This is a genomic window from Tistrella bauzanensis (genome assembly GCF_014636235.1).
GTDB lineage: Bacteria > Pseudomonadota > Alphaproteobacteria > Tistrellales > Tistrellaceae > Tistrella > Tistrella bauzanensis.
The window spans coordinates 1-18,666 of the sequence record NZ_BMDZ01000046.1; the positions used below are offsets into that span (position 1 = coordinate 1).

Annotated in this window: 21 protein-coding genes and 1 pseudogene; 10 read left to right on the plus strand and 12 right to left on the minus strand. The window is 66.8% G+C overall.

What is annotated here, in order from left to right:
• Nucleotide 1 precedes the first annotated feature (1 nt).
• Nucleotides 2-616, minus strand: coding sequence for a hypothetical protein (locus IEW15_RS26000; protein ID WP_229708207.1), 615 nt, complete (start codon nucleotides 614-616; stop codon nucleotides 2-4).
• Between the two features lie 36 nt (nucleotides 617-652).
• On the opposite strand from IEW15_RS26000, the pseudogene IEW15_RS26005 reads away from it, so the two are divergent.
• Nucleotides 653-868 (plus strand): annotated as a pseudogene (locus tag IEW15_RS26005) (SDR family oxidoreductase); the annotation flags it as partial.
• Here the strand turns inward: IEW15_RS26005 and IEW15_RS17240 are convergent.
• The 3 genes from IEW15_RS17240 to IEW15_RS17250 are packed head-to-tail and all read right to left on the minus strand — an operon-like array spanning nucleotide 869 to nucleotide 4,206.
• The gene (locus IEW15_RS17240; RefSeq protein WP_229708209.1) at nucleotides 869-1,519 is read right to left on the minus strand and encodes a hypothetical protein; all 651 of its coding nucleotides are present in this window, start codon (nucleotides 1,517-1,519) and stop codon (nucleotides 869-871) included.
• A complete protein-coding gene (locus tag IEW15_RS17245) occupies nucleotides 1,519-3,741 on the minus strand; it encodes a xanthine dehydrogenase family protein molybdopterin-binding subunit (RefSeq protein ID WP_229708210.1) in 2,223 nt (740 codons plus the stop codon). The genes IEW15_RS17240 and IEW15_RS17245 overlap by 1 nt, the downstream gene beginning before the upstream one ends.
• Nucleotides 3,742-3,744: 3 nt before the next feature.
• Nucleotides 3,745-4,206, minus strand: a complete 462-nt coding sequence (locus IEW15_RS17250) for a (2Fe-2S)-binding protein (protein ID WP_188580158.1) — start codon at nucleotides 4,204-4,206, stop codon at nucleotides 3,745-3,747.
• 107 nt (nucleotides 4,207-4,313) lie between these two features.
• On the opposite strand from IEW15_RS17250, the gene IEW15_RS17255 reads away from it, so the two are divergent.
• A complete protein-coding gene (locus IEW15_RS17255) occupies nucleotides 4,314-5,219 on the plus strand; it encodes a LysR family transcriptional regulator (protein ID WP_188580160.1) in 906 nt (301 codons plus the stop codon).
• A gap of 10 nt (nucleotides 5,220-5,229) precedes the next feature.
• On the opposite strand, the gene IEW15_RS17260 is transcribed toward IEW15_RS17255, so the two are convergent.
• From IEW15_RS17260 to IEW15_RS17280, 5 genes are all read right to left on the minus strand, one after another.
• Nucleotides 5,230-6,081 (minus strand): GNAT family N-acetyltransferase, encoded by an 852-nt coding sequence (locus IEW15_RS17260; RefSeq protein WP_229708211.1) that lies wholly within the window; start codon nucleotides 6,079-6,081, stop codon nucleotides 5,230-5,232.
• 113 nt (nucleotides 6,082-6,194) lie between these two features.
• The gene (locus IEW15_RS17265) at nucleotides 6,195-7,433 is read right to left on the minus strand and encodes a CaiB/BaiF CoA transferase family protein (protein WP_188580162.1); all 1,239 of its coding nucleotides are present in this window, start codon (nucleotides 7,431-7,433) and stop codon (nucleotides 6,195-6,197) included.
• A 49-nt stretch (nucleotides 7,434-7,482) separates the two neighbouring features.
• Nucleotides 7,483-8,670, minus strand: a complete 1,188-nt coding sequence (locus IEW15_RS17270) for an acyl-CoA dehydrogenase (RefSeq protein WP_188580164.1) — start codon at nucleotides 8,668-8,670, stop codon at nucleotides 7,483-7,485.
• A 98-nt stretch (nucleotides 8,671-8,768) separates the two neighbouring features.
• The gene (locus tag IEW15_RS17275) at nucleotides 8,769-9,713 is read right to left on the minus strand and encodes a GntR family transcriptional regulator (RefSeq protein WP_188580167.1); all 945 of its coding nucleotides are present in this window, start codon (nucleotides 9,711-9,713) and stop codon (nucleotides 8,769-8,771) included.
• A 94-nt stretch (nucleotides 9,714-9,807) separates the two neighbouring features.
• Nucleotides 9,808-10,707 (minus strand): LysR family transcriptional regulator, encoded by a 900-nt coding sequence (locus IEW15_RS17280; protein WP_188580241.1) that lies wholly within the window; start codon nucleotides 10,705-10,707, stop codon nucleotides 9,808-9,810.
• Nucleotides 10,708-10,864: 157 nt separating this feature from the next.
• Here IEW15_RS17280 and IEW15_RS17285 point away from each other — a divergent pair, with 157 nt between their 5' ends.
• From IEW15_RS17285 to IEW15_RS17295, 3 genes are all read left to right on the plus strand, one after another.
• Nucleotides 10,865-11,518, plus strand: a complete 654-nt coding sequence (locus IEW15_RS17285; RefSeq protein WP_188580169.1) for a hydrolase — start codon at nucleotides 10,865-10,867, stop codon at nucleotides 11,516-11,518.
• Nucleotides 11,519-11,744: 226 nt separating this feature from the next.
• Nucleotides 11,745-11,999, plus strand: coding sequence for a FitA-like ribbon-helix-helix domain-containing protein (locus tag IEW15_RS17290; RefSeq protein ID WP_188580171.1), 255 nt, complete (start codon nucleotides 11,745-11,747; stop codon nucleotides 11,997-11,999).
• A gap of 13 nt (nucleotides 12,000-12,012) precedes the next feature.
• Nucleotides 12,013-12,435: a type II toxin-antitoxin system VapC family toxin gene (locus IEW15_RS17295; RefSeq protein ID WP_188580173.1), complete on the plus strand. Its 423-nt coding sequence runs from the start codon at nucleotides 12,013-12,015 to the stop codon at nucleotides 12,433-12,435.
• 180 nt (nucleotides 12,436-12,615) lie between these two features.
• Here IEW15_RS17295 and relB read toward each other — a convergent pair whose 3' ends face one another.
• Together relB and IEW15_RS17305 are read right to left on the minus strand one after the other, a co-directional pair.
• Nucleotides 12,616-12,771 carry a type II toxin-antitoxin system RelB family antitoxin gene (gene relB / locus IEW15_RS17300; protein WP_188580246.1) on the minus strand — a complete coding sequence of 52 codons (156 nt, stop codon included), beginning with the start codon at nucleotides 12,769-12,771 and terminating at the stop codon, nucleotides 12,616-12,618.
• Complete coding sequence (locus tag IEW15_RS17305) at nucleotides 12,768-13,100, minus strand: CopG family ribbon-helix-helix protein (RefSeq protein ID WP_188580175.1); 333 nt, start codon at nucleotides 13,098-13,100, stop codon at nucleotides 12,768-12,770. Before IEW15_RS17305 ends, relB begins: the two co-directional genes overlap by 4 nt.
• A 209-nt stretch (nucleotides 13,101-13,309) precedes the next feature.
• On the opposite strand from IEW15_RS17305, the gene IEW15_RS17310 reads away from it, so the two are divergent.
• The 3 genes from IEW15_RS17310 (at nucleotide 13,310) to map (ending at nucleotide 15,200) form a co-directional block, all read left to right on the plus strand.
• Nucleotides 13,310-14,128: a GntR family transcriptional regulator gene (locus IEW15_RS17310; RefSeq protein WP_188580177.1), complete on the plus strand. Its 819-nt coding sequence runs from the start codon at nucleotides 13,310-13,312 to the stop codon at nucleotides 14,126-14,128.
• Nucleotides 14,129-14,233: 105 nt separating this feature from the next.
• Entirely contained in the window at nucleotides 14,234-14,440 is a 207-nt protein-coding gene (locus IEW15_RS17315; protein WP_188580179.1) for a ParD-like family protein, read from the plus strand.
• A 1-nt stretch (nucleotide 14,441) separates the two neighbouring features.
• A complete protein-coding gene (gene map / locus IEW15_RS17320; protein ID WP_188580181.1) occupies nucleotides 14,442-15,200 on the plus strand; it encodes a type I methionyl aminopeptidase in 759 nt (252 codons plus the stop codon).
• 20 nt (nucleotides 15,201-15,220) lie between these two features.
• Here map and IEW15_RS17325 read toward each other — a convergent pair whose 3' ends face one another.
• On the minus strand, nucleotides 15,221-15,640 hold the full coding sequence (locus IEW15_RS17325) for a cupin domain-containing protein (protein ID WP_188580183.1): 420 nt from the start codon (nucleotides 15,638-15,640) through the stop codon (nucleotides 15,221-15,223).
• A gap of 172 nt (nucleotides 15,641-15,812) precedes the next feature.
• Here IEW15_RS17325 and IEW15_RS17330 point away from each other — a divergent pair, with 172 nt between their 5' ends.
• Entirely contained in the window at nucleotides 15,813-16,346 is a 534-nt protein-coding gene (locus IEW15_RS17330; RefSeq protein ID WP_229708214.1) for a TetR/AcrR family transcriptional regulator, read from the plus strand.
• A 645-nt stretch (nucleotides 16,347-16,991) separates the two neighbouring features.
• Nucleotides 16,992-18,617 (plus strand): ABC transporter substrate-binding protein, encoded by a 1,626-nt coding sequence (locus IEW15_RS17335; protein WP_188580187.1) that lies wholly within the window; start codon nucleotides 16,992-16,994, stop codon nucleotides 18,615-18,617.
• Nucleotides 18,618-18,666 lie beyond the last annotated feature (49 nt).

The window sequence follows — 18,666 nt, forward strand, 5'->3', positions numbered from 1 at the left end:
ATCAGGCGCCGGCCGCAGGCTCAAGGGCGGATCTCACTGCGATCGCGACACATTCCGAAGACCCATTCTGCAACAGGCTCTCAAGAAAGCCCAGAACAAGGCCGCGGGTGGCGTCATGGGCCGTCTGAGCCCGCGCCAGATCCCCCGCAAGCCGCTCCCTGTCCCCGGTCGACAAGCGAAGCTCGGCAAACAGCCCATCAAGGCGCTTGTTGATCGCATCAAGCGCCGTCTGAATGGCCGCCTGCTGCCCGATCACCTCGTCCAGCCGGGCGAACACCGCCTCGTCGATCGCAGGCCGCAGGCTTTCCCAGAAATCCGGATCCGCCCTGAGCACGCGGAAGGTTTCAGCGAGCGCCGCAGACAGAATCTGGCGGTAACTGTGATTGCCGGTATCGGGATGAAACTGGGGCTCGATCACCGCCGCTTTCAGCATCAGGACGCGCACGATGCCGTCGGCTCTCAGACCCTCGGCAACCACCGCCTCTGCCTCGAAGCGGATGGCGTTGGCCACAGTGGGAAGCTGGGCGATGGCGGCCTTGGCATCGGCGCGCTCCGCCCAACCCGGCATCTCGGCATCAAGTTGCCGCTGAGCGCCCTGGGCCACCTGTCGGGACATCCGGGCATAGACCGCCTCAGGCTGACGTCTGAACCGCTCCGGGTGAACGCGGTCGCCCCCGGCCCGGTCTGGACGCCGCTGATCCCCTCGACCATGCCGCCGGAAAAGGTCGAGAGCTTCGGCAGGAACACGCCGCTCGGCCGCGCCGCCCAGCCGGTGGAGATGGCCGGCGCTTTCGTGTTCCTGGCATCGGACGCCGCCAGCTATATCACCGGCGCGATCATTCCGGCGACCGGCGGCCGGCTGATGTGATCAGCCCGCCGGGCAGTGGGCGCCGGTGTCCACCCAAGCCTGCATCAACTGGGTGAAGGCCGCATTGCTGCCGGGGGCCGGCGTGCGGGTGCCGCCCGGCGCCCAGCCCCACAGCACCAGGCTGTCGGTGGAGACATGCTCGATGATGCCGGCCAGATCGCGATCGCCATTGCGCGCCGGATCTTTCAACTGGGCGCAGATCTGGCCGACACTCAGGCCTTCCCACGCCATCTCGGGCGGCGCCAGCGACCAGTGCGGATCGCCCGGCACACCCGCCGGTTCATAGTTCTCGTCGTGATGGCAGGTCGTGCAGCGCATGCCCACCACGCCCATGCCGCCATCGCCGCGCACCACCAGCGGGCTATGCGGGTGACGGTCGTCGCCCTGCGCCGGCCGGTCGCCGGCCGGATGACAATTCATGCAGCGCGGATGCTGCAACACCTTGGCCGCCTCGCCGAACAGCGCCGCTGAGCGTTCCGCCTCAGGGCCGATGCCGTCGAAAGCGGTGACCGGTCGCAGGCTCTGCGGGTCATCGGCGGCGGCCATGTCGGTGGCGGACATATCGGCGGCATGGGCCACCGGCATCAGCGCCGCCAGCGACAGCAGCCCGGCCGTGGCGAGGCCGGCAAGCGTCATCGATCTACCCCGCATCAGGCCGTCTCCCGCAGCATCGGCAGGCGGCGCGGGCGCTCGCGGCCAAGCCGCGCCATGGCATTGGCGATGGCCGGCGCCACCGGCGGCAGACCCGGCTCGCCAATGCCGCTGGGGGCGGCATCGGATGCCACGATCACCACCTCGACCTCGGGCATTTCATTGATCCGCAGCGAGCGGTAGCCGTCGAAATTCGACTGCATGCGCAGGCCGTCCTCCATGGTGATCTCGCCATACAACGCATGGCCGATGCCATAGCCGATGCCGCCCTCGATCTGGGCGCGGATGACATCGGGGTTGACCGCAACGCCGCAATCGACCGCGCACCACACCTTGTGCACGCGGGGCTCGCCGTCATCCGACACCGACACCTCGACGATTTCGGCGACATGGGTGCCGAAGCTCTTCACCACCGCCACACCACGCGCGCGGCCTTCGGGTAGCGTCGTGTCGTGCCAGCGGGCCAGTTCAGCCACAGCGCGCAGCACGCCGGCCTCACGCGGTGCCTCGGCCATCAGCGCCAGGCGCCCGTCGACCGGATCCTGACCGGCCGCCGTCAACAGCTCGTCGACGAAGCACTCCACCGCATAACCGGTATGGGTGTGGCCGACCGAGCGCCAGAACAGCACCGGCACGCCGGTTTTCGCGATGTGCAGATCACAACTGAAGGCTGGCAGGGTGTAGCGCAGCTCGCTCGCACCCTCGACCATCAACGCATCCACGCCGTCCTTATAGCCGAAACCCTCCCAGGGCGTGCCGACAATGAAGGACTGCCCGACCACGGTATCGGCCCAGGCGGTGATGGCGCCGTCCTTCACCGCGCCGCGCATGCGATGCACGAACATCGGCCGGTAATAGCCGCCCTGAATGTCGTCTTCCCGCGTCCAGACCAGCTTCACCGGCCGGCCGGCAAATCCGCTCACACCAGCCAGCGTCTTGGTGACCGCCGCCAGTTCCACCGCGAACACCGACCCGACCTGACCGCGCCGGCCGAAGCTGCCGCCGGCCAGCATGGTATCGATCCGCACCTTGTCGGGGGTGACATCGAACACGGCGGCGATCGCCATCTGGTCGCTGGTCTGGATCTGGCTGCCGAAGCGGGCATAGGCGGTGCTGCCGTCCCAGGTCATCCAGCCATCCAGCGGCTCCATCGGCGCATGGGCCAGATAGGGGAACTGAAATTCGGCCTCGACCACCTGATCTGCCGCCGCCAGTGCCGCCTGCGCGTCGCCATGGCTGCCAGCCACGGCACCAGAGCCTTTGGCAAGCGCGCTGAAATCGGCCAGGATCTGCTCGGTGCCGCGCATCTCGGCGGCGCTGTCATCCCAGGTGATGTCCAGAAGCTCGCGCGCCTTGATCGCGGGCCAGGTGCTGTCGGCATAGACCGCCACACCGGTCGGCACCTCGCGCACCGCCAGCACGCCCCGCACCGCCAGTGCCTGGCTGGCGTCGACGCTCTTCACCCGGCCGCCGAAGCGGGGCGGATGCGCCACCACCGCCACCACCATGCCGTCGGTATGGATGTCGGCCGTGAACATGGCGCTGCCATTGGTTTTGGCGCGGCTGTCCAGGCGGCCGACGGTGTCGCGGTCGCGGCCGATCAGCTTGAAATCCTTAGCGGATTTGACCAGCACATCGGTCGGTACCGGCAGCTTGGCGGCGGCTTCCGCCACAGCACCGAACCCGGTTTCGCGGCCGGATGCGGCATGGCGGATGCGGCCCTTCGACACCGTCAGCGCAGCCGGCTCCACCTGCCAGTCCGCGGCGGCGGCAGCCACCAACATGGCACGGGCGGCAGCGCCGGCTTGACGCATCTGCATGAAGGAGTTGGCGATGGCGGTCGAGCCGCCGGTGCCCTGCATGCCGAACAGGCTGTTGGTATAAAGGGCGGTGTCGGCCGGGGCGTGCTCGGCGCGCATCTGCGCCCAATCGGCATCCATCTCTTCAGCCACCAGGGTGGCGAGGCCGGTGAACGGCCCCTGGCCAAATTCGATGTGCTTGACCAGCACCGTCACCGTGTCGTCGGTGGCCACCCGGATGAAGGCATTGGGGGCGAAGCCACCGGCCGGCATGGTCACATCCGCCGCCGCGGCCTCGGTTGCCAGCGCCCGCTTCATCAGCGACGGCGCCAGATAGACGCCAACCACCAGCCCGGCCGCGCCCTTCAGCAGGCCGCGCCTGGAAACCTGCCCTCGCGCGGGTTGCATCTGTCGCATCTGCATCGCTCAGGCCTCCAATGACCGGGCCGCGTCCTTGATCGCGGCCCGAATGCGCAGATATGTGGCGCAACGGCAGAGATTGCCGCTCATCGCCAGATCGATGTCGTCATCGGTGGGGTTGGGAACCTCGCGCAGCAGCGCCACCGCGCTCATCACCTGTCCCGACTGGCAATAGCCGCATTGCGGCACGTCATGGGCCACCCAGGCCGCCTGCACCGCCGCCGCTTCCGGTCCGTCGACCGCCTCGATGGTGGTGATTTCAGAGGTGCCGACCGCCCCCACCGGCAGGCTGCATGATCGCAGCGGCTGGCCGTCCATATAGACCGTGCAGGCGCCGCATTGGGCCTTGCCACAGCCGAATTTGGTGCCCGTCAGTCGCAGGGTGTCGCGCAGCACCCACAACAAGGGCGTGTCGTCATCGACATCGACCTGCCGGGCCTCGCCGTTCACCGTGATCACCTGTGCCATGGCTTGCCCTCCCGCGGCTGGCTTGTGGAAGCAGTATCAGACTAGCCCTCTTGATGTGATGCAACAATCGGCATAATGTTGCACGGGATATTGAGGATTATTCATCAGTGAAACGTGCAAGCATCACAGATCTGACGGTGTTCATGGCGGTGGCCAGCCATCGCAATTTCCGCAAGGCGGCGCTGGAACTGGGGATGTCGCCATCGGCGCTGAGCCATGCGGTGCGCAGCCTGGAAGAGCGGCTTGGCGTCCGGCTGTTCAACCGCACCACGCGCAGCGTATCGCCCACCGCCGCCGGCGAGACCCTGTTCCGCCGGCTGACGCCGGCGATGCGCGACATCATGACGGCGCTCGACGAGGTGGATGATTATCGCAGCACGCCATCGGGCACATTGCGCATCAACGCCTCGGCGAGCAGCGCGCGTGTTCTGATGCAGCCGATGCTGGCCCGGTTTCTGGCCCGGTTTCCGGATATGCGGGTCGAGGTGGTGACAGAAGACCGGCTGGTCGACATCGCCGCGGAAGGATTCGATGCGGGCGTCCGGCTACTGGAATCGGTGCCGCAAGACATGATCGCGGTGCCGTTCGGTCCGGAACTGCGCCTGATCGCCGTCGCCAGCCCCGATTATCTGAAACAACATGGCACGCCCAAGACCCCGCAGGATCTTGCCCGTCACGACTGCATCAATTACCGGCTGGGCAGCGGCCGTGTCTATCGTTGGGAATTCAGCCGCCACGGACAGGATATCCAGATCGACGCGCCCGGGAAAGTGATCGTCGACAACCCGATGCTGATCCTCGACGCGGCCCTGGCCGGTGTCGGCGTGGCTTTTGCCATGGAGGCCCTGGTCGCGGCCGACATCGCCGCCGGCCGCCTGGTGCCGCTGCTGGAAGAGTGGTGCCAGCCCTTCGCCGGCCTGTGCCTGTACTATCCCGGCCGCCGCCACATGCCGGCGGGGCTCAGGGCTTTCATCGACATGATGCGCGAGACCAGCTTCCCCGCCGCCATGTGACGCGCGCCGCTTACCCCAGCTCGAAACTGGTGATGCCATAGATCCGCTCGATGCCGATCGCCGGGGCGGCGCCGGTGTACATGCGCGCGGTCTCGAACATCGGGGTCAGACCATGGCGTTCGGCCAGCGCCATGGCGCCGGGGTTGCACGCCGGCGTGTCGAGAAACACCGCCGCGTCCGCCGGCACCCGGCCGCGCAGGGCCGTGAACAGGCGGTCGGCGATCGCGCTGGTGTCGGCGAAAAGCGGGCCGATCTTATAGCCGGTGCGGCAGGGGCGCAGCACGCCATAGCCCTGCAGGCGGCCATCATCGACCGCACCCTGCGCCACGCTGCCCGGCTGCGCGATCCAGGGCGCCAGAAAGCCCGGTCGCGGTGCCGCGAAATGGCCGCGATCATAGCGCTCGACCACATCGAATGGCATGTCGGCCAGCGGTATCAGCCCGGCATCACCGGAAGTGTCGACGATGCCCGGGCCCTCGTGGCGGATATTGCGATGCGCCAGGATGAAACCGGAGCGGCGATAGCTGTCCTGCTGCGCGATCACGCCATCCAGCCCGATCAGCCGGCCCTGCAGGCGTGCCATCGCCTGCTGCCAGATCGCCCAGCCATGGCCATGCCCGCGCAGGTCCGGGCGCACGATGTAGAAGCCGATGAAACCGAAGCCGGCGCCATAGTGGATCGCCGAAATCACCGCGACCGGCCGATCGTCGATCAGGCCGATCAGGAAGCCGCCGGGATCGGCGGCAATGAAGGGCACCGCATCGGACAGGCCGGGATTCCAGCCCTCGGCCGCCGCCCAGTCCAGAGCCAGCGGCACCTCGCCGGCGGTCATCGGGCGGATCGCAAGCTTGGGCGCGGTCATGGCAATGGTCCTTCCGGCGGCTTGAGTGTCATGTCACCCAGCCTATAACGATCAGGCCCGCCTGTCGCCCCCCGCCAGGCAGGTCGGCACATCGCCGCCAGGCATACCGGCCATCATCCGATAACCGCTTTGGCCTTCAACCCGGCGAGCGTGGCGGCATCCAGCCCCAGAATTCGGCCAAGCACATCGGCGGTGTCAGCACCCAGCACCGGGGCGGCGCGATCATAGACCACCGGCGTCGCCGAGAGGTTCAGCGGGCTGGCCACGGTGGGCACATGCCCCAGCGTTGGATGCGGCATGTCGCGGCGCAGACCGCGCGCCTGCACCTGCGCGTCGGCGAACACGCGATCGAGGGTGTTGATCGGCCCGCAGGGCACGCCGCGCGGCTCCAGCGCCGCGATCCAGGCATCGGTGGTGCGGCCGGCGACGGCAGCGGCCACAAGCGGCACCAGGGCCGCGCGGTTGGCCACACGCTGCGCATTGGTCGCGAAGCGCGGATCCAGGCCCCATTCGGCATGACCGGCCTCGATGGCGAAGCGCCGGAACTGGTCGTCATTGCCGATCGCCAGCACCAGATGGCCATCGAGGGTGGCAAAGGCCTGATAGGGCACGATGTTGGGATGGGCATTGCCCATCCGGCCGGGCGCCGTGCCCGACACCAGAAAATTCATCGCCTGATTGGCCAAAGTGGCCACAGACACATCCAGCAACGCCAGATCGATATGCTGACCCGCCCCGCCCTGATCGCGATGTGCCAGCGCCGCCAGCACGCCGATGGTGGCGTAAAGCCCGGTCATCACATCGACCAGAGCAACGCCGACCTTCACCGGCCCGCCACCCGCCACCGTGTCGGGTTCGCCGGTCACCGACATCAACCCGCCCATGGCCTGGATCATGAAGTCGTAACCGGCGCGCGGCGCGTAAGGCCCGGTCTGGCCGAAGCCGGTGATCGAGCAATAGATCAGCCGGGGATTGACCGCCTGAAGACTGGCCCAGTCGAGACCATATTTCTTCAGGCCCCCGACCTTGAAATTCTCGATCACCACATCGCATTCCGCCGCCAGCCGGCGGATCAGCGCCGCACCGTCTGGCGTACCCATATCGATCGCGACCGACTGCTTGTTGCGGTTGGTGGTGAGGAAATAGGCCGCCTCACGCGCCGATCCATCCGCCGAGGATGCATAAGGCGGCCCCCAGCCGCGGGTGTCGTCGCCGGCACCGGGCCGCTCGATCTTCAACACCTCGGCCCCCAGATCGCCAAGGATCTGGCTGGCCCAGGGGCCGGCGAGGACGCGGCTGAGATCGAGCACGCGGATATGGGAGAGAGCACCGTTGCGGTCGGGGGCGGCCATGGGTCGGGCATCCATCGCTTAAGGAAGACGGGCAGATGAGGCGGACAGATCAGCCGAAGGCGGCGATGCCCGTCTGAGCGCGGCCCAGGATCAGCGCATGGACGTCATGCGTGCCCTCGTAAGTATTCACCGCCTCAAGATTGCACATATGACGGATGACGTGGTATTCGTCGGAGATGCCGTTGCCGCCATGCATGTCGCGGGCGCTGCGGGCGATTTCCAATGCCTTGCCGCAATTGTTGCGCTTCATCAGGCTGATCGCCTCCGGGGCGGCACTGCCGCGATCCTTCAGCCGGCCAAGCTGAAGCGCCGCCGTCAGGCCCAGGGTGATTTCGGTCTGCATATCGGCCAGCTTCTTCTGGATCAACTGGGTGGCGGCCAGCGGCCGGCCGAACATGATCCGGTCCATGGTGTACTGACGCGCGGCATGCCAGCAGAATTCCGCCGCCCCCATGGCACCCCAGGCAATGCCAAAGCGGGCATTGTTCAGGCACGAGAACGGGCCGGTCAGGCCACGCACCTCAGGGAAGGCGTTCTCTTCCGGCACGAAAACCTGATCCATCGCGATCTGGCCGGTGATCGAGGCACGCAGCGAGAACTTGCCCTCGATCTTGGGCGCGGTCAGCCCCTTCATGCCCTTTTCCAGCACGAAACCACGGATCGAACCATGATCGTCCTTGGCCCAGACCACGAAGACATCGGCGATCGGCGAATTGGTGATCCAGGTCTTGGTGCCGGACACCTCGTAGCCACCATCGACCTTGCGGGCGCGGGTGCGCATCGAGGCCGGATCGGAGCCGGCATCCGGCTCGGTGAGGCCGAAACAGCCGACCAGCTCGCCCGTGGCCAGACGCGGCAGATATTTGCGCCGGGTTTCCTCGTTGCCGAAGGCATGGATCGGATGCATGACCAGCGACGACTGCACGCTCATCGCCGAACGATAGCCGCTGTCGACCCGCTCCACCTCGCGCGCCACCAGACCATAGGCGACATAGGACAGACCCGCGCAGCCATACTCCTCGGGCAGCGTGCAGCCCAGCAGGCCAAGCGCGCCCATCTCGGTCATGATCTCGCGATGGAAGACTTCATGCCGGTTGGCTTCCAGCACCCGGGTCTGAAGATTGTCCTGCGCATAATCATGCGCGGTGTCGCGGATCATCCGCTCCTCTTCGGAAAGCTCACCCGCAAGGTTCAGCGGATCTTCCCATTGGAAGGAAGGACGGGTTTCACGTGCCATGGTCGGGGCTCTTTCAGCAACAGGCCAGAGGAATTCAGGCGCGGGTGGGATCAGGCGGGGATGGGATAAGGCAGATCTGTCGGACGCACCATGACCAGCTACTCGCCCATGGTCAGACGGGCGGGTTTCCAGCCGCCATCCGCCGCGTCGCTGCGGGTCAGGTCCATCCGGTATTCGAAACGCTCGGGCACATACAGCGACACCAGATGGTCGAAGGGGCGCATGGCCGGGTCATACAGGGTACGGGTCAGGCGCAGCAGCGCCGCTCCCGGCGCTACGTCCAGAAGTTGTGCCAACCGATCGTCTGCCAGTTGTGCCGACAGCTTCTGGCGCGCCGCCTCGACCCTGAAGCCCGCGTCCTCGAACATCCCCATCCGCGGGCGATGGGCAAGGCTGGCGGCCGTGAAGCCGGTGGCCGCCGCCGGCAGCGTGTGGGTGGAGAGCAGCGCGAAGGGCTTGCCATCGGCCGCGCGCACCCGCTCCGCCGCCACAAGCTCAGTGCCGGGCGCAAGCTTCAGTTCGTCGGCGATCGCCGGCGAGGCCGGCACCCGGGCCAGCGACACCAGCCGCATGCCCGACCGGGCGCCGATGTTCTGGATGGTGGCGATCAACCCGTCCAGCGGCGCGCGGATCGGCGCCGGGCGATAGTGATGGGTCACCATGGTGCCCCGCCCGCGCTGCCGGTTGACCAGCCCTTCCCCGGCCAGATCATCCAGCGCCCGCTTGGCGGTGATCCGCGACACGCCATAATCGCGGGCGATGTCGTGTTCGCTGGGCAGGATGTCGCCATCACGCAGTTCGCCGCCCAGAATTTTCTCGCGGAAGATGACATAGAGCCGGTGATACAGCGGCGTCGGCCCCTCGCGACCGAGGGTGCCGTCATGACCGGGGGTGCCGTCGCGGGGGGCGCCGTCCCGGCCTGAGCCGGCGGCCGGATGACGGTTCCCGTCCGGGCGCGTGGCGACGCCCTGGCCGCGACCCGCGTCACGCCCGCCATCCTCGCCGTCGGTGCCCGGCGGCACCCTGTCCCCGATCTCGTTCATGGGTGGAGGATAGCCCAGGTCATGATCTATTGCTATATGAATATGTCATTAGGGCTTTTGATGGCACCGGCCATGGTATAGCCCCATGCGCCGGTCAGGCAGCGGCCGGCGCCGCCGCAAAGTACGGAGACTGGCCGAAAAACGCGATCAGGAGGCCGGTAAGAACCCGTATCTTCCGGGCGAGGTGCTGCCCCGGGGGGCGGACGACATAGGCGCCGGCCGGGGGCGGCGGATAGCCGGTCATGATCGGCACCAGCGCGCCGGATGCGACATGGTCATGGGTGAGGCAGTCGGGCAGATAGGCGACGCCCAGTCCTGCCGTCGCCGCGGCGACGAGCGCCAGACCATTGTCGGCCTTGAACCGCCCTTGCGGGCGAACCGTGATGGTCTTGCCGCCATCCATGAAGTGCCAGGATTCGGTGCTCTGCATAAGCGCCTCATGGCCGGTAATGTCCTCCGGCGTCTCGGGCGATCCATGTGCCGCGATATAGTCGGGGCTGGCGACGAGCTTGCCATAGACCGGGCCGACGCGCCTTGCGATCAGATTGGAATCCGGCAGATAGCCAACCCGTATCGCACAATCATAGCCCTCGGCGATCAGGTCGACGAAGCGATCGGTATAGCAGGCCTGGATCTGAAGCCGGGGGTGGCGGCGGGCCATGTCGGCGAGCACGGGTGCGACATGCAGGGGTCCGAAGGACAGCGGCGCCGCAACCCGCAGGCGGCCGCGAAGGTCGCCGGTGGGCAGGATCGATTCCCTGGCCATGTCGATCTCGGCGCAGACCCGGGCGGCATGGTCGCGGAAGGTGACACCGGCTTCCGTGAGCGCCGCACCCCGGGTGGTTCGCGCGAGAAGCTGGACGCCAAGTTCCGCTTCAAGCCGGAAAAGCCTGCGACTGACGATCGATTTGGAGACGCCGAGCCGGAGCGCCGCGGGGGAGATGCCCCCGGCATCGGCGACTTCAACGAATGTGCGCAGCGCGTCGATATCCAAGGCGGCGTTCCCCATTTCGCGACACAGTTCCTCACGGAGGGAGACTATCGCATCGCTGTCGGGACCAGCAATATCCCGTCCAGACAACGCCGCTGACGGCGCGTGTCTCTCCCCGAAAAAGCCAGTGCCGCTCACACCGGCAACAAAGGATGTCGTGATGACCTTTCGTAACGGCCTCGCATCGCTTCTTCGTCCCGAAGACTCGGTGCTCGTCCTGATCGACCATCAACCATTCCAGCTCGCGAACCTGAACAGCCACGATCCGCAGGCTGTGGTGAACAATTCAACGGCCCTGGCAAAAGCCGCCAAGGCATTTGGTGTCCCCACGATCCTGACCAGCGTGCTCGCCGAACGGGGCGGCCTGATCTTCCCGCAGATCACCGAGGTGTTCCCCGACCAGGAGGTGATCGACCGGACGTTCATCAACACCTGGGAGGATCAGGCGGTTGTGGATGTGGTCAAGGCGACCGGCCGCAAGCAGCTGATCATCGCCGGCCTGTGGACCGAGGTCTGCGTGGCGATGCCGGTGATCCATGCGCTGGGCGACGGCTGGGACGTGACGGTGATCACCGATGCCTCGGGCGGCGCCTCGGTCGAGTCGCACGAGGTCGCGATCCAGCGCATGATCGCGGCCGGCGCGAACATGATGACCTGGCTGGCCCTGGCATCGGAATGGCAGCGCGACTGGGCCCGCACCGAGCACGCCGCAGAACTGACTGACATCATGAAGCACCATGCCGCCGGCAGCGGCATCGCCTTCCTGTGGGAACAGCAACTTCTGAACACGCCGGTGCCCGCCACCGCCGGATGATCCGAGACGGGGGCGGCGAGGTTCGGGCGATGCGTGGGCCAAGAGTGCCGCGTGCGTTTCGGGCCTCGGCGCCCCGCTCTCGATAGGATAGGCGCGGTCGGTGAGGTCAATCTTGAGGGGGCGTGTTGTCGTCGGGGCGAGAACTGTCGCCGTAGCACCGTCTTGACCAACGCCATCACATCGCTGACATTGATAGCGTCGCAGTCATCCCATGGAGGATGCCATCATGGTCGCTGTCACCATCCGCAACCTTTCCGATGAAGCTCATCGCGCCCTGAAACTCCGCGCGGCCCGGCACAATCGCAGCACCGAGGCAGAGATGCGCGCCATCCTGGAAGCCGCCACGCGGCCAGAGGGCCGATTGCTGCTGGGCACGGCGTTGCGAGAGATTGGGCAGAAACACGGCCTTACCAATACCGACATCGAAGCCATTGAACAGACTCTGGATGCGCGTCCTGCCGAGCCGATGACGTTTGATTGACCGGACGCGTCGAATGATCCTGCTCGATACCAATGTCGTCTCGGAAGCGATGACGCGCGAACCGCATCCGCGGGTGCGTGCATGGCTCGATGCTCAGTCGGCCGAGACCTTGTTCCTGTCAAGCATCACCGTCGCCGAACTTCTGTTCGGCATTGGCGCCTTGCCGGCCGGAAAGCGCAAGAATGCGCTGGCCGCTGCGGTCGACGATGTGTTGGACGTGTTTGCCGACCGCATCCTGCCATTCGATACCCCGGCGGCGCGACACTATGCCGAGTTCGCCATCAAGGCGCGCGCAGAGGGGAAAGGCTTCCCGACACCCGACGGCTACATCGCCGCGATCGCCGGCGCGCACGGATTTGCCGTGGCATCGCGCGACACGAGCGCGTTCAATGCCGCAGGCTTGACGGTGATCGATCCGTGGACCGCAACGCGCTGACAGGCCGTCTGCGAAGACTCACCCGGCGGTTCTTGATCCGGCCCAGATCCGGTGTCCGGCCAACTCCCTTTCCTCGCGCTGATCCCTGGGCCGACCGGGGGCGATCGTGTCCCGCGTGGTGGTGTATGAGCACTGGCGCGGGGCAGACTTGGAGGGTGTCGATCGGACCAGCCGGCCGGGTCATGACGAGGGTGCCGCCAGCCGCTGGCGCAACATCTGGCGGCGGCGGGCCATGTGCGCCTCGACCTCGTCATGGGGGATAGACGGACGGGGGTCGGCCAGGGCTTCCTGAACGCGGGCGCGGAACCAGGCATCGTGGCTGGGCTGGTCGGTCACCATTCGGCTTCCTTCTGGCGGTGGGGCGAAGACGACCGGTCGCATTCGGCCGTGGACGTGGGCGGCGGCGCGGGCTTCTCATCATCGGTGCCCCAGCTTTCAAGCCAAGTTTCGACATCGGCGGCGGTGGCGTGCAGGCCGGTGGTCTGATGCTCGTCCCACGCCGCGAGCGTGTCGCGGCGCAGCACCTCGCGCCGTTCCTCGCGCTCGACATATTGCGCGATCGCCTCGCGCATGATCCAGTGCGCGCTGCGCCGGCGGGCCTGGGCCAGATGCTGCACACGCCCTTTCAACTCGGCATCGAGCTTGACGGATGTGGCGGTCACCATATCGGTGCCTCCGTGGCGGACGGTATGACCTTTTACGATTATAGACCGTTCCCGGCCAGCCGCAGAGCGGTGAATGCATGGGCCTCGATGGCGGCGTGGGGCGCGCGGATCGTGCCTGTTCCCGAGCCGGGAACTGTTGTATCCATCCAGCGTCTGGAGCGTGATGTCAGGGGGCCGCCAGCCGGACGTTTAGGGGAGCTGGACCGCGCATGGCCGAGGATGAGGCACAGGATCTGACCCGGATCGCGGCAGCCCGCCCCGCCCCGGCGTCCGGCATACCCACGGCGCCCAGAATGCCGGAGATTCCGCGCTATCTTCAGGTGTTTCAGGATCTGCGGGCGCGGATTTCCGGCGGCCGTTATCCGGTGGGCAGCATGATGCCGACCGAGGCGGAACTGTGCGCGGAATTTGCCGTCAGCCGCCATACCGTGCGCGAGGCCCTGCGCCGGCTGGTGGATCAGGGCTATGTCGAGCGCCGCCAGGGATCGGGCACCCATGTGCTGTCGGCCGAGGGCGGATCGCTGTTCACCCAGTCGATGCGGTCGCTGTCGGAACTGTTCCAGTATGCGCTCGACACCGATTTCGCCATCACCGCCATGGTCATGACCGCGGTCGACGCGCCCACCGCCCGGCTGATCGGCGCCGAGCCCGGCTCGTCATGGCTGGCGCTTCACGGCATCCGCAGCACCCGGGACGACGGCGTGCCGATCAGCCATACGGTGGTGTATGTCCACGAACGGTTCGGCTGGCTGCGCGATGACTTCCCAAGCTGCCACGGCCCATTCTATGCGCTGATCGAACAACGCGCCCAGGTGACGGTGATGGAGACGCTGCAGACCATCACCGCCCTGCCGATGCCCGATGCCAGCCGCCAAGTGTTCGGCGACCAGACCCCCGGCGCCCATGTGCTGCGGGTGGTGCGGCGCTATCTGGACCGGCACGGCAGCACCCTGACCGCATCGATCAACGACCATCCGGCCGACCGCTTCACCTATACCATGCGCATCAAACGCGACGGTGAGCGCTGACGCCGCCCGCCGCCCCGACCGAGGGCGCTTCCGGCGATGCCGCATTGACGAAGAATATACGAACCATATACGATCCGTATTCTCGCACCCCACGCCGAGGATATGATGGGTCTGGTGAAAATCGACGACGACCTCCACGAGGAAGCCCGGCGGGCCAGCACGGTCATGTGCCGGTCGATCAACGCCCAGGCCGAGTTCTGGATGAAGATCGGCATGCTTGCCGAGGCGAACCCGACATTGTCGTTCAACGACATCGTGACGATGCGGCTGAAATCGGCGCAGGTCACGGCGGCCGATCAGGCGGTTGCCTGAGATGGTGAAGACCGCTGACGAGCTGGCACTGATGCGGACATCCGGAAAACTGCTGGCCTCGGTTTTCGAGATGCTGGATCGGCAGGATCTGGCCGGCCGCTCGACGATGCAGATCAATGATCTGGTCGAGCGATTCATCACCGTGGATCTGGCGGCGCGACCGGCGAGCAAGGGCCAGTACGGCTTCAAATATGTTTTGAACTGCTCGATCAACCATGTCGTCTGCCACGGCGTGCCTGACCCGGAGGAGATCATCCGCGACGGCGACATCATCAATCTGGACATCACGCTGGAAAAGAACGGCTTCATCGCCGATTCGAGCAAGACCTATGTGGTCGGCGCGGCACCGCCAGCCGCCCGCCGGCTGGTTCGGGTCGCCCGGGAGGCGATGTGGAAAGGCATCGAACAGGTGCGCCCCGGCGCGCATCTGGGTGATATCGGCCACGCGATCGAACGCCACGCCAGACGGAACGGCTATTCGGTGGTGCGGGACTATTGCGGGCACGGCATCGGCCGCGAGATGCACGAGGAGCCCCAGGTGCTGAATTTCGGCCGGCCGGGCACGGGGCTGCCTTTGGTGGAAGGCATGGTGTTCACCATCGAGCCGATGGTCAACCAGGGCAGCCGCAGGGTTGCGACCGAAGCCGATGGCTGGACGGTGGTCACCCGCGACCGGAAACTCTCAGCGCAGTTCGAGCACACGGTCGCCGTGACCCGCGACGGCGTCGAGGTGCTGACCTTACGCGGCGATGGCACCTGACGTCGCGCGCCGCCGCGCGATCAATGCCGTGGCGGATGCGCCGGGTCGTCGCTCCAGGCGGTGTTGCCATGTTCGGGGGTGAGGAACAGGATCTCGACATCCTCGTGGATCTCGGCGCCATGGGTGTGGCCGCGCGGGATCAACAACAGGTCACCGGCTGCGAGCGGCACGGTCTCGGTCGTGCCATCAGGCGCGTGCACGGTGAAGACAAGCCGGCCGGCCAGGATAAGAAGCAGTTCGTCGCCGCCGTCATGGCGTTCGAAGAAGCCGGTGGTGGAGCCGGCGGGAATGCGGATCACGCCCAGCATATGACGCTGCGGCCCGCCCCCCATCCCCAGATGGCCAAGGATGTGGGGGCGCCGCTGGCCATCGGGCGGAGTCGGATCACAGGATGACGCATCGAGCGCGGCACGGGCGGCGGCAAGCGAGATGGCCGGCATGGCTTGGGGGGCTCCCTGATCCTGTGGTGAAGACCGGTGACAAGCCTGCCATGCCGGGGCCAGACTGGGCTATTCGCGTTTCGAACAGGGCCGCCCACCGATGCCGACATCGCCCCGAACCCGCCGCAGACAGCCACGCCAGGCCCGTTCCCGCGCGACGGTCGACTGTCTGGTGACGGCGACCTTTCAGATTCTGGACCGGCTGGCCGCCGAGGGCCGGCCGGCATCGGAGGCGACCACCACCCTGATTGCCGCGCGCGCCGGGGTGAGCATCGGCACGCTGTATCAGTATTTTCCCGACCGCGCGGCGCTGATCGCCGCGGTGATCGACCGGGAATGCGATCGCCTTCTGGCGGATGTGGATGGTGTGCTGTCGGGCGACGGGGCGGCGGAGCCTGACCGGCTGATCGAGCATCTGGCCGGCCGCCTGATCAACCCCGGCCGGCTGGCCCCTGCCCTGCACCGGATGCTGGCCGCCGAGACGGCACGCCCCGGGATGGCCACCCGCGCCCGCGCAACCGGCATCGCGCTGGACGCACGATTGCAGGCGCTGGCGACCGCCCGTGGCCTGCCGCCCGATCGTTCCGCCATCGCCGGCCGCACCGCCCGGCTGCTGTTCCAGGCCCTGGCCCATCAGGATGTGCTGCCGCCGGCCGCGGCATCCGATCAGGCGGTTCGACTGGTGCGGGTGACCTTGACTGGATGACGTGAGGGGCTGGATGCCGTGAGGGGCTGGGCGGGGTGCGGCGCGGGAGGACGTTGTCGGATCGGATGCCGGCGCGATCAGCGGATCCGGCCGTCATGCGACACGCCGCGCTGATCCGGGACGGCGACGTTGCTGGCGGTCGCCATGTGGTCGAGCAGCCCGGTTCCGGCATCGAGATGACGTCGTGCAGTCCTTCCAGCGTGCCGCGCCGGCGCTCAGCCCGCTTCAGGACGCGTTTCGGATTCTCGCCAATGGCCGTCAGCGGCGGCGTGTCGACGCCACAATCCCCATCGTAAGTCCGGCCGCAGCGATACCCGGCCGCATCGGCATCGCCGTCATGCCCCGTGCATCGGGCCGCATGCCGAATTGCCGTTGACATCACTCCCCAATAAAATAAGCTGCTCATTAGGGAGCACATACGTCCGTTATAATAGACATTCACGCCGGCTACGCGGGGATGACGAGACTGGGGAGCAGGATCGTCATGCGCGCGGTCACGACCTGTATGCGGCAGCCGCTGAAGATGTATCCGCAGCATGGGCCATCCGCAGCATGGGGCATGCGTGACGATGTGCGTGAAGAACCGGTCTGGCCACCATCCCATCAGGTCAGCCGCGCAAGTGGCCCACAGAGGAGGCATTGAACATGCGGTTCGTCAATCGATCGCGCCTGCCCGGCACAGGCAATACCCGCGCCGTCCCGCGCGCCGCAGGCCGGATTCTGGTCGCCGGCGTCGCCATGCTGGCTGCCACCATGGCCCATGCCGAGGAAAAGACCCTGACCGCGGTCATGCATTCGGGCCTGCGCATGCTCGACCCCATCGTCAGCACCGCGCATATCACCCGCGATCACGGCTATATGGTCTATGACGTGCTGGCGGCGGTGGATGGCGATGGCGCGGTTCAGCCGCAGATGGCCCAGTGGGACATCTCGGACGACAGGCTGGTCTATACCTTCACCCTGCGCGACGGGCTCAAGTTCCACGACGGCGCGCCGGTGACCGCCGCCGACGTGGTGGCCTCGCTGAAGCGCTGGGGTGCGCGCGACGGTGCCGCCGCCTTCCTGATGGCCGCCACTCAAAGCATCGAGGCCAATGGCGACACCACAATCTTATGGACGTTAAAGGAACCATTTCCGCTACTTCTAGAGGTGCTTTCCAAGCCGTCATCGGTGCCGGCCTTCATCATGCCCGCGCGCGTGGCGGCAACCCCCGCCGATACGGCGATCACCGATTATGTCGGCTCCGGCCCGTTCGTGTTCGTGGGCGACGAATTCCAGCCCGGCGTGAAGATCGTCTATGAGCGGTTCGACGACTATAAGCCGCGCGCCGAGCCGGCCTCGGGCCTCGCCGGCGGCAAGGTGGTGAAGGTCGACCGGGTCGAATGGGTGACGATGCCCGACAACCAGACCGCGATCAGCGCCCTGATGGGCGGCGAGGTCGACCTGATCGAGAATGTGCAGATCGATCTTCTCGACATCATCAAGTCCAGCCCGGACGTGACCGTGGAGACCCGCGACCCGCTGGGCTATCAGGTCTTCGCGCGGATGAATTTCAAGCACCCGCCGTTCAACGACGTGCGCATCCGTCAGGCGGCGATGGCGGCGCTGGGCCAGGAACAGGTCATGGCCACCATGATCGGCAACCCCGATTATTACCGGCTGTGCGGCGCGATCTTCGGCTGCGGCACGCCGCTTGGCAGCGAGGCCGGGTCGGAAAGCCTGAAGGCCGGCGGCGACACCGGCCGGGCGCGCCAGATGCTGAAAGACGCCGGCTACGACAACACGCCGGTCGTGATCATGCAGGCGACCGATCTTGGCATCATCGGCACGGTGCCGGTGGTGATCGCATCCGCCCTGCGAGAGGCGGGCTTCAAAGTCGACCTTCAGGGCATGGACTGGCAGACGCTGGTGTCACGCCGTGCCAGCATGAAGCCGCCGGCCGAGGGCGGCTGGAACATCTTCACCAGCTTCGTGAGCGGGATCGAGGCGAACACGCCGCTGATCAACCCCATCCTGCCGTCGACCGGCGACAGCGGCTGGTTCGGCTGGCCGAACGATCCCGAGCTTGAGGCGATGCGCGCCGCCTATCTGACCGCCCCGGACCTCGACGCGCAGAAGGCGGTCGCTCATCAGATCCAGGCGCATGTGCTCGACCAGGTGATCTTCATCCCGCTTGGCAACTATCCCTTCGTCCAGGCCCGCAGCAACACACTCAACGACATGCTGCCGACGGCGGTGCCGGTGTTCTGGAACCTGACGCTCGCCGACTGACACGCCTGCCGCCCGGTCGGCCGCAGGCCGGCCGGGCCGCTCAACGCCG

Excerpts from the sequence above, each read along its gene's own strand:
- IEW15_RS17295 (WP_188580173.1), top strand. The coding sequence starts at position 12,013 with ATGATCCTGCTCGATACCAATGTCGTCTCGGAAGCGATGACGCGCGAA.
- IEW15_RS17315 (WP_188580179.1), top strand. The coding sequence starts at position 14,234 with ATGGGTCTGGTGAAAATCGACGACGACCTCCACGAGGAAGCCCGGCGG.
- map (WP_188580181.1), top strand. The coding sequence starts at position 14,442 with ATGGTGAAGACCGCTGACGAGCTGGCACTGATGCGGACATCCGGAAAA.
- IEW15_RS26000 (WP_229708207.1), bottom strand. The coding sequence starts at position 616 with ATGTCCCGACAGGTGGCCCAGGGCGCTCAGCGGCAACTTGATGCCGAG.
- IEW15_RS17260 (WP_229708211.1), bottom strand. The coding sequence starts at position 6,081 with ATGACCGCGCCCAAGCTTGCGATCCGCCCGATGACCGCCGGCGAGGTG.
- IEW15_RS17305 (WP_188580175.1), bottom strand. The coding sequence starts at position 13,100 with ATGGTGACCGCCACATCCGTCAAGCTCGATGCCGAGTTGAAAGGGCGT.
- IEW15_RS17335 (WP_188580187.1), top strand. The coding sequence starts at position 16,992 with ATGCGGTTCGTCAATCGATCGCGCCTGCCCGGCACAGGCAATACCCGC.
- IEW15_RS17265 (WP_188580162.1), bottom strand. The coding sequence starts at position 7,433 with ATGGCCGCCCCCGACCGCAACGGTGCTCTCTCCCATATCCGCGTGCTC.
- IEW15_RS17275 (WP_188580167.1), bottom strand. The coding sequence starts at position 9,713 with ATGAACGAGATCGGGGACAGGGTGCCGCCGGGCACCGACGGCGAGGAT.
- IEW15_RS17270 (WP_188580164.1), bottom strand. The coding sequence starts at position 8,670 with ATGGCACGTGAAACCCGTCCTTCCTTCCAATGGGAAGATCCGCTGAAC.
- IEW15_RS17290 (WP_188580171.1), top strand. The coding sequence starts at position 11,745 with ATGGTCGCTGTCACCATCCGCAACCTTTCCGATGAAGCTCATCGCGCC.
- IEW15_RS17285 (WP_188580169.1), top strand. The coding sequence starts at position 10,865 with ATGACCTTTCGTAACGGCCTCGCATCGCTTCTTCGTCCCGAAGACTCG.
- IEW15_RS17245 (WP_229708210.1), bottom strand. The coding sequence starts at position 3,741 with ATGCAGATGCGACAGATGCAACCCGCGCGAGGGCAGGTTTCCAGGCGC.
- IEW15_RS17240 (WP_229708209.1), bottom strand. The coding sequence starts at position 1,519 with ATGCGGGGTAGATCGATGACGCTTGCCGGCCTCGCCACGGCCGGGCTG.
- IEW15_RS17250 (WP_188580158.1), bottom strand. The coding sequence starts at position 4,206 with ATGGCACAGGTGATCACGGTGAACGGCGAGGCCCGGCAGGTCGATGTC.
- IEW15_RS17310 (WP_188580177.1), top strand. The coding sequence starts at position 13,310 with ATGGCCGAGGATGAGGCACAGGATCTGACCCGGATCGCGGCAGCCCGC.
- IEW15_RS17325 (WP_188580183.1), bottom strand. The coding sequence starts at position 15,640 with ATGCCGGCCATCTCGCTTGCCGCCGCCCGTGCCGCGCTCGATGCGTCA.